Raw genomic sequence first — 13,319 nt, 5'->3', positions numbered from 1 at the left:
TGGATCGTCCAGGTGGGGTGCCGCTGACTCCCTACCTGAAGATCGTCAAGGCGGCCGGTGACCGGGCCGAGCGCATCCGCGGGCTCGACGAGCTGCCGAGGCCCGCGATGGACGACCTGGCCGAGTTCTGCGCCGTCGCGCGGGAGGCCGCCGACAGGACGCTGAGCCTGCGGCCGTACGACGTGCAGTTGCTAGGGACGCTCGCCCTCCTCGACGGGAAGGTCGCCGAGATGGCCACCGGCGAGGGCAAGACGCTCTCCGGCGCCATGGCGGCGGCCGGCTACGCGTTGCAGGGCAAGCGGGTCCACGTGATCTCCGTCAACGACTATCTGGCCAGGCGCGACGCCGAGTGGATGGGGCCGTTCTACGAGGCGCTCGGCGTCAGCGTGGGCTGGGTCGGCCAGAACTCCTCACCCGACGAGCGGCGCGAGGCGTACGCCAAGGACGTCACGTACGGGCCGGTCAGCGAGATCGGGTTCGACGTGCTGCGCGACCGGCTGCGCACCGACGCCGCCGAGATCATCGTGCCCGCGCCTGAGGTCGCCCTGGTCGACGAAGCCGACTCCGTGCTGGTCGACGAGGCCCGCGTGCCGCTCGTGATGGCCGGGTCGACCGACCCCGGCAGCGCCGTGCCGGAGATGGCGGCGCTGGTCAGGCAGCTCGTCCGGGGCTACCACTACGAGATCGACGAGCAGGCCCGCAACGTCTACCTCACCCCCAAGGGCGCCGACAGCGTCGAGAACCTTCTCGGCGTCGAGCTCTACGACGAGCACGAGCCGGGCACGCTCATCGAGCTCAACCTGGCCCTGCACGCCCACGCGCTGCTCACCCGCGACGTCGACTACATCGTGCGCGACGGCAAGGTCCAGCTGATCAACCCGTCGCGGGGCCGGGTGGCGCTGCTCCAGCGCTGGCCCGACGGGCTGCAGGCGGCCGTGGAGGCCAAGGAGGCGCTGCCGCCCAGCGAGAAGGGCGAGATCCTCGACTCGATCACCGTTCAGGGGCTGATCCGCCGCTACCCGCAGATCTGCGGCATGACCGGCACCGCCGTGGCCGTCAGCGAGCAGCTGGGCGAGTTCTACGGCCTCAAGGTCGCCGTCATCCCGCCCAACCGGCCCTGCGTGCGCGAGGACGAGCCCGACCGCGTCTACCCGACCGTGCCCGACAAGGACGCCGCCCTCGTCGAGGAGATCCAGGAGATCCACACCACCGGCCGGCCCCTGCTCATCGGCACGCTCGACGTCGCCGAATCGGAGAACCTCGCCAAGCTCCTCCAGCGCCGCGGCCTGGAGCCGGTCGTGCTCAACGCCAAGAACGACGCGGAAGAGGCCGCGATCATCGCCAGGGCCGGCGAGCGCGACGCGATCACCGTCTCCACCCAGATGGCCGGGCGCGGCACCGACATCCGCCTCGGGGAGGGCGTCGCCGAGCTGGGCGGCCTGTACGTGATCGGCTCCGGCCGCCACGCCAGCAGCCGCCTCGACGACCAGCTCCGGGGCCGCGCCGGCCGCCAGGGCGACCCCGGCGGCTCGGTCTTCTTCGTCAGCATGCAGGACGACCTGATCACCCAGTTCGTGCCGGACGAGCGGCCTCCCGCCGCCGACGCCGACGGCGTCGTCCGCCACCGGCGCGGCGCGTACATCGTCGGCCACGCCCAGCGCGTCGCCGAGGGCGTCAACCTGGAGATCCACCGCAACACCTGGCGCTACACCCGCCTGCTGGAGCACCAGCGGGAGCTCATCCTGGAGTGGCGCGACAAGGTCCTGCACGGCGACGCCGCCGGCAAGGCCCTGGCCGCCGCCGACCCCGAGCGCTGGGAGGCCCTGCCGGAGGACACCCGCGACGAGACGGCCCGCCAGATCGTCCTGCACGCCATCGACCGCTGCTGGACCGAGCACCTGGCGTTCCTGACGGACCTGCGCGAGGGCATCCACCTGCGGGCGCTGGGCCGGATGAGCCCGATCGACGAGTTCCACCGGGAGGCGGTGGCGGAGTACAAATCGCTGCTGGCGGAGGTGGAGCGGCGCTCGCTGGAGTCGTTCGAGGCGCCGGAGCCGGACCTGCGGCGGCCGACGGCGACGTGGACCTACCTGGTGCAGGACAACCCGTTCGGCACGGAGTGGGACCGCATCCTCAAGCGGGTCAAGACGGCCACCCGGCGCGGCTGACCTTCCTCACTCGGCGGTGGTCGCCGGGACCGGTTGCTGCGGCTGCTCGACCGGCGCCGGGGCCGGGCGGGAGTGGTCGGGGGTGAGGCGCCCGAGGGTGATCGTGCCGCCGATGGTGAGCGCGGCGGCGAGGACCGCCGGGATCGCGGTGGAGGGGCTGGCCGGCAGGGGCTCGCCGAGCAGGATCGCGCCCGCGAGGACCGAGGTGATGGGGTCGATGACCTGGACGCCGGCGTACGCGATGCCGAAGTAGCCCACGGCGTACGAGCGCTGCAGCAGCACCACCGCGCAGACCAGCAGCACCGGCACGGCCAGCGTGAACCAGTGCACCAGCCGCCCCCAGTCGCCCTGCATGCCGCCGCCGACCACCCGGACGAACGTGGACACGCTCGCCGTCACCACGCCCGCGCCGACCGCCAGCAGCAGCGCCCGGTTCGGGCCCCGCGCGCGGGCCGCGGCCAGCTGGGTGACCAGGACGATCACCCCGATCACGGCCACGAACCCGATCGCCGCGCCGTCGCCCAGCCTGGGCGTCACGTTGTGCTGCGGGACCAGGAGCATGAGCCAGAGCAGGCCCACGGCCACCGCGATGGAGCCGAGGATCTCGGCCTTGTACGGCCTGCGCCCGTACATGAACGCGGCCAGCGGCACGGCGAACACCAGCGTCGCGACGCTGATCGGCTGGACGACCACCAGCGGGGCGAGGCTGAGCGCCACGGCGTGCAGGCACGCGCCGGTGAAACCGATGACGCCGCCGATCCACCAGCGAGGCCGCCTGACCAGCTTGAGGGAGGCGCCCTCGGCCACGGCCTCGTACTGTTGCAGGGCCGCGCCGAGCGCGTATCCGAGCGCTCCCACGAGGGCGACTGCCAGGCCGGCCCAGGTCATCGCGGCCCGCGCAGGGGCATGGATCCTTCCAAGAGCATTGCTCTAGCTTATGGGGCCTGCCAGGTGGGGCGAATCATCCTTTAGGCGGAACGCCGTACCTAACCTGCCCAGAGACGAGATCAGGAACGTTCAGGACAGACGCAGAAGAGGTGCCCCTCGGGATCCTGCATGACCACCCAGCCGACGCCCTCCTCCGTGATCCCGGGCTGGAACTCGGGCTTGACCGCCCCCAGCGCGATGTACTCCTCCACCGCCTTCTCGACGTCCGGCACCCGGAAGTCCAGGTGGAACTGCTTGTCCGGGCCAGGCCACGCCGCCGGCCTGCGCTCGGGGACCCGCCCGAAGTAGATGCTCGTCGTGCCGTCGCCGACGGCCGCGTACTCGTCCTCCGCGTATTGGACGTCCCATCCCGTGATCTCGTGGTAGAACTCGGCCAGCTTCTTGGGCTCGGCACAGTCGAGGGTGACCGCCAGGAGCCGCGCTTTCGTCGTCATGCGGACCAGCCTTCCAGCCATGCCTGTCATCTTCTGTCAGGTACGCGGCGCGGTTCTCCTGCCCGGCTCGATCAGGCGGGACGGGCCGGAGGCTCCCAGCTCAGCAGGTCGTCCATGGAGCGCAGCACGAGGTCGGGGCCCAGCCGGTCCGCCAGCGACATCGCCGTGTCGCGCAGCCACACCGCCGCCGGGTTGCGCAGCCGGGTCAGCCTGCACATCGACATCGAGCGCCGCACCACCTTCGTGGTGCGGTCGAGGCGGGCGGCGGTGTAGGCGGCGAGGTCGCCGCCGGCGTGGTGGGCGAGGGTGACCGCGTCCTCGATCGCCTGGCAGGCGCCCTGGCCCAGGTTGGGGGTCATCGCGTGGGCGGCGTCGCCCACGAGCGCCACCCTTCCCTGGTGGTACGCGGGCAGCGGCGTGGCGAGGTGGTGGACGTCGTTCCGGATGATCGACGCCGGGTCGGCCGCGCGCAGCAGGGCGGGGATGGGCTCGTGCCAGTGCCCGAAACGCCGCTTCAGCTCCTCCAGTTCGTTCCCGGACACCGTGCCCGCCGGCATCGCGTCGGTCGCGTACACGTACACCAGGTCGTCGGCCACCAGGTGGATGCCGAACACGAGACCCCTGCCCCAGCTCTCCGAGCTCCGGATCGCCAGCTCGCCCCGCGGGATGAGGCCGCGCCAGGCCGTCACCCCCGCGTACGCCGGGCCGGGGTGGTCCGGGAAGAGCGCCTGCCGCGTCCTGGAACGGATGCCGTCGGCGGCCACCACCAGGTCGGCCTCCAGCTCGCCGTCGCTTGTGCGTACCACGCCGCGCTCGGCGTCCACCCCGGCGACCTCCGTGCCCGGCCGCAGCCGGTCGGCGCCGAGGGCGTCCGCGAGCAGGTCCATCAGGGTCGAGCGCAACATGACCACCACGGAGTCCCCGAAGCGGGCCTCCGCGTCGTCCGAGGAGGTGCGCGCCAGCCACCGTCCGTCCGGCCTGCGGATGCCCGCCTCCCCCTGCAGCCGGGAGAGCTTGCGCACGGAGTCGCCGAGGTCGATCGTGTCGAGCGCCTTGAGGGCGTTGGCCGCGATGGCGAGGCCCGAGCCGACGGGGTCGATCCTGGGGGCCCGTTCCAGCACGGTCACCTCCCATCCCGCGCGGCGCAGGGCGATCCCGCTGGTCAGCCCGCCGATCCCGCCACCGATCACTACCGCTCGCGGCATGACGCCACCTCCTGTCACTACGCCTGTAGTTTCACCATACTACGCCTGTAGTGAGCCTGCTGTAGGATCGGGTGCCGTGAAACGCTCGGAGACCGTCGCGGACGCGGCCATCACCCTGCTGGCCGAACGCGGCATGCGCGGCCTCACCCACCGGGCCGTCGACGAGGCGGCCGGCCTGCCGCCCGGCTCCACGTCCAACTTGGCGCGCACCCGCGCCGCCCTGCTGGAGCTGACGCTGTCACGGCTCTCGGAGCTGGAGATGCGCGCCCTGGCGCCGGCGTACGAGATCGACCCGTCCCGGCCGGAGGACATGCCCGCCCGGATCGCGGAGGCGCTGCACGTCCAGCTCATGGACCGGCGGCGGACGCTGGCCCGATACGAGCTCGCGCTGGAGGCCACGCGGCGGCCGGAGCTGCGGGAGATCTACGACCGGGCCGGCCGCCGCTTCCGCGACCCCTCCGTCGCGCTGCTGGCGGCCGCGGGCTCGCGCGACCCGGCACGCCACGCGCGCCAGCTGGTGGCGTTCGGGGAGGGGCTCATGTTCGACGCCATCGCGGGGGCGGGGGCCATGCCCACCCGGGACGAGCTGGCCGAGGCGGTCAGGGATCTGCTCGCCGGGATGCTGCGCCCGCCTCAGGCTCCGGCCGGCCCCGGGAGCTGAGCGCGCGGGGAGGTCAGGCGGCTCCGGTGGGCCGGCCACTCGTCGTCGAGGATGCCGAAGTAGACCGTGTCGCGCCAGGTGCCGTCCGGCCGCCTGCGGTGGCGCCGCAGCGTGCCCTCGTGCACCCCGCCGATGCGCTTGATCGCGTTCTGCGACCTGAGGTTGAGGCAGTCGGTCTTGAGCAGGACCCGGTTGTGACCGAGCCCGAAGGCGTGGTCGATGAGCAGCACCTTGCAGGCGGTGTTCACCGCCGTACGCCACATCGCGCGGCCGTACCACGTCCAGCCGATCTCGACGCTCTCGTCGAAGCCCGGCACGTCGGCGTACGTGGTCCAGCCGACGGCCCGCCCGCCGGCGACCACGGCGAACGGCACGTGCACGTCATCGGAGATCAGCCGCGCGGCCACCTTCGCCAGCTCCGCCTCCGACGCCGGCGTGGCGACGGGCATCCAGCGCCAGACGTCGTCGTCGCCACCGGCGGCGGCGAACAGGTCGGGGACGTGGTCGAGGGAGAGGGGCTCGAGCCGTACGGCGTCGTTCTCGAGCACCACAGGTGAGGGCAGCTTCGCGGTCATGGCGGCAACTCTAGGAGCGGCGCGCGGTCACGATGATGGCCACCTGGCGCTTTTTACGGGGAACCACCTGCTTTACGGGAACCACCTGTCGACACTCATACCGGCCGGTCGGTAGGCTCGCTGGCATGGACTTCGCCTTCGACACGGTCACCGAGGACCTGCGCGAACGACTGCTGACCTTCATGGACGAATGCGTCTACCCCGCCGAGCCGGCCTTCGAGGAGCAGGTGGCGAGCAGCGGCTGGAGCCCGCCGCCGCTGATGGCCGACCTGAAGGACGAGGCCAGGAAGCGCGGCCTGTGGAACCTGTTCCTCCCGAACGAGCACGGCGCCGGGCTGACCAACCTCCAGTACGCGCCGCTGGCCGAGATCATGGGCAGGAGCCCCAGCATCGCCCCGACGGCCACCAACTGCGCCGCGCCGGACACCGGCAACATGGAGGTCCTGTCCATGTTCGGCAGCGAGTGGCAGCGCAAGGAGTGGCTGCGCCCGCTGCTCGACGGGGAGATCCGGTCGGCGTTCGCGATGACCGAGCCCGAGGTGGCCTCCTCCGACGCCACGAACATCGCCACGTCCATCGTCCGCGACGGCGCCGAGTACGTGATCAACGGCCGCAAGTGGTTCACCTCCGGCGCGATGAACCCCGGCTGCAAGATCTTCATCGTCATGGGCAAGACCAACCCCGACGCACCCAAGCACCGCCAGCAGAGCATGATCCTGGTGCCGCGCGACACGCCGGGGCTGCACATCAAGCGCGGCATGCACGTCTTCGGCTACAGCGACGCCCACCACGGCGGCCACGCGGAGATCGTGTTCGAGGACGTCCGCGTGCCGGTGGAGAACCTGATCGGCGAGGAGGGCGGGGGGTTCGCCATCGCGCAGGCCAGGCTCGGCCCCGGCCGCATCCACCACTGCATGCGCCTGATCGGCATGGCCGAGCGCGCGGTGGAGCTCATGTGCCGGCGCGCGCTGGACAGGACCACGTTCGGCAAGCCCGTCGCGCAGCAGGGCGTCGTCCAGGACTGGATCGCCGAGTCGCGCATCAGGATCGAGCAGTCGCGCCTGCTCGTGCTCAAGACCGCCTGGCTCATGGACACCGTGGGCAACCAGGGCGCCCACACCGAGATCCAGGCCATCAAGATCTCCACCCCCCAGACCGTGGAGTGGATCCTCGACAAGGCCATCCAGGTGCACGGCGCGGGCGGCGTCTCCCAGGACTTCCCCCTCGCGGGGCTCTGGGCGGGCGCGCGCTCGCTGCGCCTGGCGGACGGCCCCGACGAGGTGCACAAGCGGTCTCTTGCCCACCGGGAGCTGAAGAAGTGGATGTGACCATCAAGGAGCGGGTCGCCGCGTTCCTCGCGGAGCACGACCCGGACGGGGACCGCCTGGAGTTCCTGCGGGCGAGGTTCGACGCCGGGCTGGCCTGGGTGTGGTTCCCCCAGGGGCTCGGCGGGCTGGGCGCGCCGCGTGAGCTGCAGCAGGTCGTGGAGCGGGAGCTGGCCGGCACGCCGCAGATCAACTCCGGCGTCCAGGGGATCGGGCTGGGGATGGCCGCCCCGACGATCCTGACGTTCGGTACGGAGGACCAGAAACGCCGCTTCCTCCGGCCGCTGTGGACGGGGGAGGAGATCTGGTGCCAGCTCTTCAGCGAGCCGGGCGCGGGCTCCGACCTGGCCACGCTCGCCACCCGCGCTGTCAGGGACGGGGACGAATGGGTCGTCGACGGGCAGAAGGTGTGGACGTCCGGCGCCCATCACGCCAGATGGGCCATCCTCGTCGCGCGTACCGACCCTGACGTGCCGAAACACCGCGGCCTGACGTACTTCGTGTGCGACATGCACGCGCCGGGCGTCGAGGTGCGGCCGCTGCGGCAGATCACCGGCGAGGCCGAGTTCAACGAGGTCTTCCTGACCGGCGTGCGGCTCCCCGACGACCTGCGGCTCGGCGAGGTCGGCGACGGCTGGCGGGTCGCGCAGACCACGCTGATGAACGAGCGGGTCGCCATCGGCGGCGCCCCCGTACGGCGGGGCGGCGGCATGGTCGGGGTGGTGCTCGACGCCTGGCGCGCCCGGCCCGAGCTGCGCACCCACGACCTGCACCAGCGGCTGCTGTCGCTGTGGGTCGAGTCCGAGGTCACCCGCCTGTCGGGGGCGCGGCTGCGCGAGCAGCTCGCCGCGGGCCAGCCCGGGCCCGAGGGGTCCGGGCTGAAGCTGTCGTTCGCCCGGCTCAACCAGGCGCTGACGGGCTTCGAGATGGAGTTCGGGCGCGAGCTGGGCTACGACGACTGGACGTTCCGCCGCTCTGAGGACGTCGACTTCTACGGCCGCGGCCCCGGCTATCGCTACCTGCGGGCCAAGGGCAACTCGATCGAGGGCGGCACGTCCGAGATCCTGCGCAACATCATCTCCGAACGGGTGCTCGGCCTGCCCTCGGAGCCCCGTGTCGACAAGGACGTGCCCTGGAAGGACCTGCCGCGATGACGCTGCTCTATTCCGAGGTCGAGGAGGAGCTGCGGGCCGCGGTGCGCGGGCTGCTCGCCGACCGCTGCCCGCCCGCCGCCGTGCTGAAGCGGATCGAGTCCGAGCCCTACGACCTGGACCTGTGGAAGACGCTGGCCGGCGAGATCGGCGTGGCCGGGCTGCTCGTGCCCGAGGAGCACGGTGGCGCGGGCGCGTCGGCCAGCGAGGCGGCGGTCGTGCTGGAGGAGCTCGGCAGGGGAGTGGCGCCGGTGCCGTTCCTCACCAGCGCCGTGCTGGCCACGCGGGCGCTGCTGCCGACCGGCGACGCGCTGCTGGGCGAGCTGGCCGAGGGCAGGAGGACCGCCGCGCTCGTCGTGCCGTTCGCGGCGAACCCGTACAGACCCGCCGACGGGGTACGCGCCGAGGGCGGGCGGCTGACCGGGACCGTCACCGGCGTGGCCGGGGCCGACGTGGCCGACGTGCTGCTGGTGCCGGCCGGCGGCAGGCTCCACGCCGTGGAAGAGGGGGCGGCCGTCCAGGTGGTGCCGTCGCTCGACCTGACCAGGCCGGTCGCGACCGTCACGTTCGACGGGGTCCCGGCCAGGGAGGTGGGGGCGTGCGACCTGGGGGAGGTGCTCGCGTTCGGGGCGGGGCTGCTGGCCTCCGAGCAGCTCGGGGTGGCCGGATGGTGCCTCGACACGACGCTCGCCTACGTCAAGGAGCGCCACCAGTTCGCTCGGCCCGTCGGGTCCTTCCAGGCGATCAAGCACCGGCTGGCCGACCTGTGGCTGGACGTGGTCAGGGCCAGGGCCGCCGCCAGGAGCGCCGCGACCGACGGTTCCCCCGTCTCCGTGGCCGTGGCGCAGTCGTGGAACGCCGGCGTGGCCGTGCACGCGGCCGAGGAGGCGCTGCAACTGCACGGAGGGATCGGGATGACCTGGGAGCACCCCGTACACCTCTATCTCAAGCGCGCGAAAGCCTCCGAGATCGCCCTCGGCACGCCGGGCGACCACCGCGCGGCGCTGGCCTCACTCGTCGACGTGCCCGGCCCCGAGTGAGGTGAGCAGCAGGTCGGCGAAGTGCCTGCCCACCTGGGCGCCGGTCAGCGGCCCCTCCGCGTGGAACCACGTGCCCAGGTGGTGCACCGAGCCGAAGAAGAAGTCGACGACCAGCTCGGCCGGGACGCGGTCGCTGAACACGCCCTGGCGCTGGCCCTCGGCCACCAGCGCGCGGAAGCGCTCGTGGTAGCGGCGGCGCTCGGCGCGCACGGTCTTCTGCGTCTCCGGGGCCAGCAGGTGCATCGACCTGAAGAAGATCTTGGAGTCGTCCAGGTTCGCGGCCGTCGTCTCCACGACGTCGGCCGCGGCGCCGTGCAGGCGCTGCCGTACGTCGCCGGGGCCGTCGGCGATCCGCGTCAGCCGGTCCATCTGCATGCGGAGGACCCGCGCGTAGATCTCGTGCAGCAGGTCGTCCTTGGAGTCGAAGTAGTGGTACATCGCTCCCTTGGTGACGCCGGCCGCCACCACGATCTCCTGGACGGAGGTGCCCTCGAAGCCGCGCTCGGCGAACAGGCGGGTCGCCTCGGCGAGCAGCCGCCGTCTGACCGGTTCTTCTTTCACATGGTCCCCCTTTGTCACCCTCATTAGCATACCGACTGGTCGGTCGAGGTCATTTGCTGGTCTTGCGGGTACTAATTACGTCACCTTAGGCTCGCCTTGGTTGGCAGCCGGGTATCTCTTGATCGGCGAGGGATCTTCGGCGTGGCAGATCCTGCAACACATCTACGCACTCGGGGAGATTGCCGTGCCCGGTGGATCTATCTACGTACAACCCAACGAGAAGTACACAGGGTCTTCTCCGCAGTGGTGGTACGAGAAGTTCTGGCGCGAGGACGCCCCCAACCGGCGCAGGATGAGGTACGTCAAGGCCGGCGTGGGGTTCGTGATCGGGGTCGCCCTGGCGCTCCGGTTCGGGCTCACCACCGCCTCCCCGTTCTGCGGCCTGCTCCTGGGCGGCATCGTGGCCGGGGTCGACTGGTATCTCGACTGGCGCTCCTTCCACGCGACGGCGGTCTGGCGCGGCGCGCGGCGCGGTGAGGCGATCACCGGCAGGATGCTGCGCAAGTCGCTGGGCCGGCTCGGCTACCACGTGCTGGACGGCCGCGCCATCCGCGGGCAGGCCTCCATCGACCACCTGGTGATCGGCCCGGGCGGCGTGTGGATCATCGACAACGAGTCCTGGAGCCCCGACACCGAGGTCGCCTGCTACGGCGGGCGGCTGTTCTTCGGCGAGAAGTACGGCAGCAAGACCGCCAAGGCGCTGGTCGAGACCGCCGAGAAGTTCGCCGAGCTGCTCAGCCGCGAGACGCGCGTCCCGGTGACGATCGCGCCCATGCTCGCCGTGCACTGCGGGCTGCTGCCCAAGGGCGGCATCGTGGTCGCCGAGGGCGTCACGCTGCTCAAGCCGCGGCTCGCGGCCAAGGTGATCAGGGCGGCCGAGGACGTCGTGCTGAGCGACGAGCAGATCGAGCTGATCGCCCGCACCGCGGCGAGGGAGCTCCAGCGCACCTGAGGCTCGGGCCGGGGGCCTCGACGGGCGCGATTCAGGCGAGCGTCTCGATGAAGGCCGTGAGCTGGGCGACGTTGCGGCACTCGTGCATGGGCACGACCGCTCCGTAGTCGCCCGCGAGCGAGTCGCCCGTGTCCCACTGCGCCCTGGGCTCCGGATTGAGCCAGTACGCGTGCCGCGCCCCCGCCGCCAGCGACCTGAGCACGTCGAGGGCGGGCGGCTGGTAGTTGGAGCGGGCGTCGCCCAGGATCAGCAGCGAGGTCTTGGGGCCGATGGCGTCACCGTACCGCTCGGCGAAGCGCTCCAGCGCGTGCCCGTAGTTGGTGCGCCCGAAACGCACCATGTCGGCCTCGTTCGCCAGCTTCGTCATGGCCTCCACCACGTCGGCGCCGGGCACGAAGAAGCGGGTGATCTCGTCCACCGTGTCCACGAACCCGAACGCCCGCACCTTGGTGAACTGCTCCCTCAGCGCGTACGTGAGCAGCAGCGTGAAGTGGGCGAACGACGAGACCGAGTCGCTGGTGTCGCAGAGGATGACCAGCTCGGGCTTGTGGGGGCGCGGCGGCCGGAAGTGCGTGGTCAGCGGCACGCCGCCGCTCTGCAGCGAGCCCCGCACCGTCCTGCGGAAGTCGAGCCGGCCCCTCCTGCCCTTGCGCTGCTTGATCGTCAGACGCGTGGCCAGGCGCCTGGCCAGCGGATGGACCTCGCGGCGCAGCCGGGCCAGATCCGCCTTGGTGATGCGCAGGAAGTCGATCTGGTCGAGCGGCGGGCGTACGGCGGAGCGGGCGATGCGCTCGATGCCGGAGTCCTCGGCGATGCGGCGGCGCACGTCGGTGGCCACCGCCTCCTCGAAGCGCCTGGTGTTGTCGTGGACGCGCCGGCGGGCGTTCCGCTCGGCCAGGCCGCCGCGCTCCTGCCCGGCCAGGACGTTCTGGAGGATGCGGGCCATCAGCGTCTCGGGGGACAGGGCGCGCATGACGCTGTAGGAGAACCAGTTCTGGCGGCCGGGGCTCGTCGTGGGCTGGCGGCCGAAGCGGCCGACCATGGCCTGGGCGAACTCGCGGATCTCCTGGTCCGTGCCGCCGGTCAGGAGGTGGGCGAGGTGGTCGCGGAGCTGCTCGACCGTCGCCGTGTCCGGGTCCATCCGGGTCCGGGGGCGCTCGGCGTACCGGCCGGTGGTCGACGCCGGGAACCAGAGGTCGAACAGCACGTCGAACCCCGGCCGGTACGCCGGCTTCTTGACCAGCGTGGCCGCGTAAGCGGCCCGCAGCGACTCCCGGTCGCCCAGCTCGATCACCCGCAGCGCCTGCGCGGCGTCCAGCCCCTCGGCGACCGAGACCGGGATGCCCGCCTCACGAAGCGCCTGGACGAACCCGACGTGCCTATCGACCAGCGACATCCGGCAGCCCCAGCTCCTTGACCGCCCGCGCCTGGTCGGAGGCGTGCTTGAGCACCACGCCGAGCGTGCCCGCCACGGTGGCCTCGTCGAGGTCCTCGCGCCCGAGCGCCAGCAGCGTGTTCGCCCAGTCGACGGTCTCGGCGACCGACGGCGCCTTCTTCAGCTCCAGCGCCCGCAGCGTCGCCACCGTCGCGGCCAGCCGCTCGGCCAGGTCGGCCCGGATGCCCGGCACCTGGCTGAGCACGATGTCGCGCTCCCGCTCGGGGGTGGGGTATTCGAGGTGCAGGTAGAGGCAGCGCCGCTTGAGCGCCTCCGACAGCTCGCGGGTGGCGTTGGAGGTCAGCACCACGTACGGCCGGCGCGTGGCGGCGATCGTGCCCAGCTCCGGGATCGTGATCTGGAAGTCGGACAGCAGCTCCAGCAGCAGCCCCTCGACCTCGACGTCGGCCTTGTCGGTCTCGTCGATGAGCAGCACGGTCGGCCCGGCGGCCCTGATCGCCTTGAGCAGCGGCCGCTCCAGCAGGAACTCCTCGGAGAAGATGTCGTCGTCGGCGCTCGTGGCCTGGATCCTGAGCAGCTGCTTCTTGTAGTTCCACTCGTACAGGGCCCTGGCCTCGTCGAGCCCCTCGTAACACTGCAGCCTGACCAGGTCGGCCCCGGTCGCCAGGGCCACCGCCTTGGCGAGCTGCGTCTTGCCCACCCCGGCGGGGCCCTCGACCAGCAGCGGCTTGCCCAGCGCCGCGGCCAGGAACACCGAGGTGGAGATGGCGTCGTCGGAGAGATAGTCCACGGCGGCGAGCCGCTCCGTCACGTCGGCGGGCGAGTCGAACATCGATGCTCCTGTCTGCTGGCCGAACTTTATTCTAGCCAGACGGAAGCGCTTGATACCGATTCGACCAGGAT

General features: G+C 71.8%; 13 protein-coding genes. 6 read left to right on the top strand and 7 right to left on the bottom strand.

All coding sequences use genetic code 11. The features are described from left to right. Window positions 1-17 precede the first annotated feature (17 nt). On the top strand, window positions 18-2,168 hold the full coding sequence (secA2, locus tag FH608_RS20070; RefSeq protein ID WP_226899716.1) for an accessory Sec system translocase SecA2: 2,151 nt from the start codon (window positions 18-20) through the stop codon (window positions 2,166-2,168). Window positions 2,169-2,174: 6 nt separating this feature from the next. Here secA2 and FH608_RS20065 read toward each other — a convergent pair whose 3' ends face one another. From FH608_RS20065 to FH608_RS20055, 3 genes are all read right to left on the bottom strand, one after another. Next, window positions 2,175-3,056 carry a DMT family transporter gene (locus FH608_RS20065; RefSeq protein ID WP_139632079.1) on the bottom strand — a complete coding sequence of 294 codons (882 nt, stop codon included), beginning with the start codon at window positions 3,054-3,056 and terminating at the stop codon, window positions 2,175-2,177. Between the two features lie 119 nt (window positions 3,057-3,175). Then, window positions 3,176-3,550, bottom strand: coding sequence for a VOC family protein (locus FH608_RS20060; protein ID WP_139632078.1), 375 nt, complete (start codon window positions 3,548-3,550; stop codon window positions 3,176-3,178). Window positions 3,551-3,621: 71 nt separating this feature from the next. Further along, complete coding sequence (locus tag FH608_RS20055; RefSeq protein WP_139632077.1) at window positions 3,622-4,755, bottom strand: FAD-dependent monooxygenase; 1,134 nt, start codon at window positions 4,753-4,755, stop codon at window positions 3,622-3,624. A 76-nt stretch (window positions 4,756-4,831) separates the two neighbouring features. Between FH608_RS20055 and FH608_RS20050 the strand changes: the two genes are divergently transcribed. Further along, window positions 4,832-5,416 carry a TetR/AcrR family transcriptional regulator gene (locus tag FH608_RS20050; RefSeq protein ID WP_226899715.1) on the top strand — a complete coding sequence of 195 codons (585 nt, stop codon included), beginning with the start codon at window positions 4,832-4,834 and terminating at the stop codon, window positions 5,414-5,416. Here the strand turns inward: FH608_RS20050 and FH608_RS20045 are convergent. Next, window positions 5,389-5,991: a GNAT family N-acetyltransferase gene (locus FH608_RS20045; protein WP_139632075.1), complete on the bottom strand. Its 603-nt coding sequence runs from the start codon at window positions 5,989-5,991 to the stop codon at window positions 5,389-5,391. The genes FH608_RS20050 and FH608_RS20045 overlap by 28 nt on opposite strands. Window positions 5,992-6,116: 125 nt before the next feature. On the opposite strand from FH608_RS20045, the gene FH608_RS20040 reads away from it, so the two are divergent. Genes FH608_RS20040 through FH608_RS20030 form a run of 3 tightly spaced genes read left to right on the top strand, consistent with a single transcriptional unit; the run spans window position 6,117 to window position 9,507 of the window. Beyond that, window positions 6,117-7,319, top strand: coding sequence for an acyl-CoA dehydrogenase family protein (locus tag FH608_RS20040; protein ID WP_139632074.1), 1,203 nt, complete (start codon window positions 6,117-6,119; stop codon window positions 7,317-7,319). Then, a complete protein-coding gene (locus FH608_RS20035; RefSeq protein WP_139632073.1) occupies window positions 7,310-8,470 on the top strand; it encodes an acyl-CoA dehydrogenase family protein in 1,161 nt (386 codons plus the stop codon). Before FH608_RS20040 ends, FH608_RS20035 begins: the two co-directional genes overlap by 10 nt. Further along, a complete protein-coding gene (locus tag FH608_RS20030; RefSeq protein ID WP_139632072.1) occupies window positions 8,467-9,507 on the top strand; it encodes an acyl-CoA dehydrogenase family protein in 1,041 nt (346 codons plus the stop codon). Before FH608_RS20035 ends, FH608_RS20030 begins: the two co-directional genes overlap by 4 nt. Here FH608_RS20030 and FH608_RS20025 read toward each other — a convergent pair. Then, window positions 9,478-10,092 carry a TetR/AcrR family transcriptional regulator gene (locus FH608_RS20025; protein ID WP_139632071.1) on the bottom strand — a complete coding sequence of 205 codons (615 nt, stop codon included), beginning with the start codon at window positions 10,090-10,092 and terminating at the stop codon, window positions 9,478-9,480. The two genes, FH608_RS20030 and FH608_RS20025, sit on opposite strands and share 30 nt — an antisense overlap. A gap of 160 nt (window positions 10,093-10,252) precedes the next feature. Between FH608_RS20025 and FH608_RS20020 the strand changes: the two genes are divergently transcribed. Continuing rightward, window positions 10,253-11,020, top strand: coding sequence for a nuclease-related domain-containing protein (locus tag FH608_RS20020; RefSeq protein ID WP_139632070.1), 768 nt, complete (start codon window positions 10,253-10,255; stop codon window positions 11,018-11,020). Between the two features lie 31 nt (window positions 11,021-11,051). Here FH608_RS20020 and FH608_RS20015 read toward each other — a convergent pair whose 3' ends face one another. Both FH608_RS20015 and FH608_RS20010 read right to left on the bottom strand, forming a co-directional pair. After that, a complete protein-coding gene (locus tag FH608_RS20015; RefSeq protein ID WP_139632069.1) occupies window positions 11,052-12,416 on the bottom strand; it encodes a vWA domain-containing protein in 1,365 nt (454 codons plus the stop codon). Beyond that, window positions 12,400-13,248, bottom strand: a complete 849-nt coding sequence (locus tag FH608_RS20010; protein ID WP_139632068.1) for an AAA family ATPase — start codon at window positions 13,246-13,248, stop codon at window positions 12,400-12,402. Before FH608_RS20010 ends, FH608_RS20015 begins: the two co-directional genes overlap by 17 nt. Window positions 13,249-13,319 lie beyond the last annotated feature (71 nt).

The sequence above is a fragment of the Nonomuraea phyllanthi genome (assembly GCF_006334985.2).
Lineage (GTDB): Bacteria > Actinomycetota > Actinomycetes > Streptosporangiales > Streptosporangiaceae > Nonomuraea > Nonomuraea phyllanthi.
The sequence above is the reverse complement of the archived record's forward strand: the minus strand, read 5'-3'. Positions and strand labels throughout refer to the sequence as shown.

Coding starts and splice junctions, on each gene's coding strand:
- FH608_RS20055 (WP_139632077.1), bottom strand. CDS start 4,755: ATGCCGCGAGCGGTAGTGATCGGTGGCGGGATCGGCGGGCTGACCAGC.
- FH608_RS20045 (WP_139632075.1), bottom strand. CDS start 5,991: ATGACCGCGAAGCTGCCCTCACCTGTGGTGCTCGAGAACGACGCCGTA.
- FH608_RS20015 (WP_139632069.1), bottom strand. CDS start 12,416: ATGTCGCTGGTCGATAGGCACGTCGGGTTCGTCCAGGCGCTTCGTGAG.
- FH608_RS20065 (WP_139632079.1), bottom strand. CDS start 3,056: ATGACCTGGGCCGGCCTGGCAGTCGCCCTCGTGGGAGCGCTCGGATAC.
- FH608_RS20040 (WP_139632074.1), top strand. CDS start 6,117: ATGGACTTCGCCTTCGACACGGTCACCGAGGACCTGCGCGAACGACTG.
- FH608_RS20025 (WP_139632071.1), bottom strand. CDS start 10,092: ATGAGGGTGACAAAGGGGGACCATGTGAAAGAAGAACCGGTCAGACGG.
- FH608_RS20030 (WP_139632072.1), top strand. CDS start 8,467: ATGACGCTGCTCTATTCCGAGGTCGAGGAGGAGCTGCGGGCCGCGGTG.
- FH608_RS20010 (WP_139632068.1), bottom strand. CDS start 13,248: ATGTTCGACTCGCCCGCCGACGTGACGGAGCGGCTCGCCGCCGTGGAC.
- FH608_RS20060 (WP_139632078.1), bottom strand. CDS start 3,550: ATGACGACGAAAGCGCGGCTCCTGGCGGTCACCCTCGACTGTGCCGAG.